This window comes from Brachyspira sp. G79, assembly GCF_002379365.1.
In the GTDB taxonomy this organism is placed as follows: Bacteria; Spirochaetota; Brachyspiria; order Brachyspirales; family Brachyspiraceae; genus Brachyspira.
In genome coordinates, this window is record NZ_JQIU01000008.1 from 18,820 (window position 1) to 21,682 (window position 2,863).

The 2,863-nt window shown below is 23.5% G+C and carries 5 protein-coding genes; all 5 read right to left on the minus strand.

From position 1 onward, the window contains the following. Positions 1 to 440 precede the first annotated feature (440 nt). Positions 441 to 569 (minus strand): DUF6290 family protein, encoded by a 129-nt coding sequence (locus KQ44_RS14680; protein WP_240516424.1) that lies wholly within the window; start codon positions 567 to 569, stop codon positions 441 to 443. Then, positions 569 to 1,498: a site-specific integrase gene (locus KQ44_RS01815; protein ID WP_096735982.1), complete on the minus strand. Its 930-nt coding sequence runs from the start codon at positions 1,496 to 1,498 to the stop codon at positions 569 to 571. The genes KQ44_RS14680 and KQ44_RS01815 overlap by 1 nt, the downstream gene beginning before the upstream one ends. Positions 1,499 to 2,057: 559 nt before the next feature. Further along, a complete protein-coding gene (ssb, locus tag KQ44_RS01825) occupies positions 2,058 to 2,444 on the minus strand; it encodes a single-stranded DNA-binding protein (protein ID WP_096735984.1) in 387 nt (128 codons plus the stop codon). An 8-nt stretch (positions 2,445 to 2,452) separates the two neighbouring features. Further along, complete coding sequence (locus KQ44_RS01830; RefSeq protein ID WP_096735985.1) at positions 2,453 to 2,617, minus strand: group-specific protein; 165 nt, start codon at positions 2,615 to 2,617, stop codon at positions 2,453 to 2,455. Next, positions 2,614 to 2,863, minus strand: a 250-nt coding sequence (locus KQ44_RS01835) for a hypothetical protein (protein ID WP_240516425.1), incomplete at its 5' end; no start/stop codon positions are given. The genes KQ44_RS01835 and KQ44_RS01830, both read right to left, overlap by 4 nt.

Here is a 2,863-nt window from a genome sequence, read left to right on the forward strand (position 1 = left end):
TGATGATAATAAAATTAGAAATATATGTAAAGAACATAATATAACAATAAGAGAAAAAAATGGTGAAGATTTAAGAAATAATAAAAAAATAGAAATCATTTAGCTCATGGAGAATATTCTTTTACTGATTGTAGTAGAGATTTGACTTTAGATGATTTAAGAAAAATAAAAAATAATGTTTTATCTTTTATGGAATCCATATTATTTGATATTGAGCAATACTATAATGAAGAATTATTCTTAGAGAAAAATTTAAATAAAAAAGATAAGAATAAATAGTAATATACTTTTTATTATAATTTATTCAATAGCATCTATTTCTTTATAAGATAAACTAAATTATCAAGATCATTTATTTATTATATATTAAATTCAATTAAATTTTATATTATTGATAATTTTTTATAGTTGCGATAACATAAATTATCGCAACACTGTATCTAATTGATATAATCTAAAATAAGTTTTTTAATATACTTACGTACGCTCATATTGTTTTCTTTAGCTAATCTTTTTAATAGCTTATATTCTTTATAATTTAATCTGCAAACTACTAATCTTTTTTTCATTATTCTACCTCCAAACTTTTTAAGTATATTCCTGTTATAGCTATACTGCTATGATTTAATGCCTGCCTAATGAGTTCTATATCTTTGGTTTGTTTGTATAAAGTAACAGCAAAATAATGCCTTATATCATGTATAGAGTAGGCAGCTTTTATTTTGCCTTGTTTATATAAACGCTTTGAACTCCTATAAAAAATGTTTCTTATCACTTCAGAACTTTTATTTTTGAAAGGACAATTAAAAGAAATATTATTCTGTTTTAATAATTTAATAACTTTATCTGTAACTTTCCAGCTTATTTCCTTGCCTTTTGAATATGAATAATATTTGTTATTTCTTATTTCTAGTTTAGGTAAAGCACCAACACGTACTCCGCATTCCATTATAAAAATGATGGCCACTTTTATAAGAGGATCTGCTATATCTTTAATTATTAATTCAATTTCTTTTTTAGTTGGGACTTCAAGTCTTTTTTTGTTCTTCACAGGCGGACGAGTTTTTGTACCTCGAAAAGGATTTTTCATAAACGGATATCTTCTCTCTAAAAAAGAAAAGAAAGAGGAACATGAAGAAACTAATGCACGTATACTTAAATTAGAAAGTTCACTTGAATTGACTTCCGTTATAAAATCATCAGCTTCTCTTGCTTTAATAAATAAAATATTTTTCTTATTCATTTTGCAGTATTCCTCTAGTTTATTAAGTCCGTTTCTATATTGTCTTTTTGTGTGATTGCTTTTTGTTTTTGAACATTGCTTAAAAAAGTTTTCTTTTTCTATTTCATAATCTATCTGTTTAATAAGCTGCTCTTCTTTCATATAGTCAAGTATATTTAAGTAGTTAGCTTGCTTAATGAGAAGTTCCGCTTGTTTTGCTGTTATTATATTATTATTGTTTTGTGCTATTAATTTATTATTGCTTTTAGAAGCCATGTTTATACCTTTTAATTAAATTAAAGACAAAAGCCTTCATTTAATAAAAAGAATATAAACTTTTATAACTATGTATTATTAAAACGGCACCTCCTCATCATATTCCTGATTATTAGTTTGTGATACATTATTATCATATTCTTTTTTATTGCAATAACTGCATTCTATTTTTTCCATAAATCAACCTTATTTATTTTTTATATTATTAATCAATAACCTAAAATATAATTCTAAAATTGCTAATTTAGATAAATATATCATTTTTAAATAATTACATATCACTTGATTTTTAGTTTTAGTTTTATTATTTATCTTATATATAGTTAATAAATAATTATTATAGCTAATTATTTTTGTTTTTTTATAAGATAAATATATAATATAATTTCCATTCCTTTTTATATAAGTAAAATTTAATTCTTGCTGTTCATCTTTATGAAATATATTTTTTATGTTATTTTCTAGTGCTTCTATATTCAAAATACCATTTCCTATATCTTTATTATTTCCATATAATTTTTATATGATTGTAAAGTATCAATTAACTTAGTGATATTCATTAAAACGGTACCTCCTCCTCATCTTCCTGACTATTATTTTCTACTGCATTATTCATATCTTTTTTATCAGCAAGCATCTGCATTGACTGCATAATTATTCTCACTTTAGATTTAGTAGTGTTTGTATTTTTATCCTGCCATCTTTCCTGCCTTAGTGTTCCGCATATCAAAACTTGCTTTCCTTTTATAAGATATTTACTTACTGTTTCTGCTAATTTTCCAAAAGCTACTATATCAAAATAATTTACTTCTGTAGTGTTTTTTGTAATTACATAATAATTGTTTGCTATAGAAAACTCAGCAATTTCCATTCCTCCTTGTGTATATTTTCGCTGCGGGTCAGCAGTTAGCCTTCCTATTAATGTTACAATGTTATGATCTGCCATAACAACTCCTAATTTAATTTTATTACTATATCACAAAGTAAAGCAGCAATATTTGATAAAAAGAAACAAAGTAAATAAAATGCTTTACCTATAATATTTTTATTTGCTATACTAATAAATAAGAATATAAATGCTAGTATATGCCAAGATATAGATAAAAAATTATACATCATTTGTATATCCTTAAATCAATATAATAATCTCTAGGAGCTAATTTTCTTGGAAGTTTTGAAACTCTCTTAAATAATAAGCATCTATATTTTTTACCGATTTTTACTAATATCTTTAATTTTGCTATAACATCTATCTCATTTTTATAACTTATCTTTTTATGCCAATCATATCTAACACGTCTTTTTATTCGTTTATAAATAGCTTTATATTTATTAGCTTTATTTTTTGAAGTCATATACCTTTCT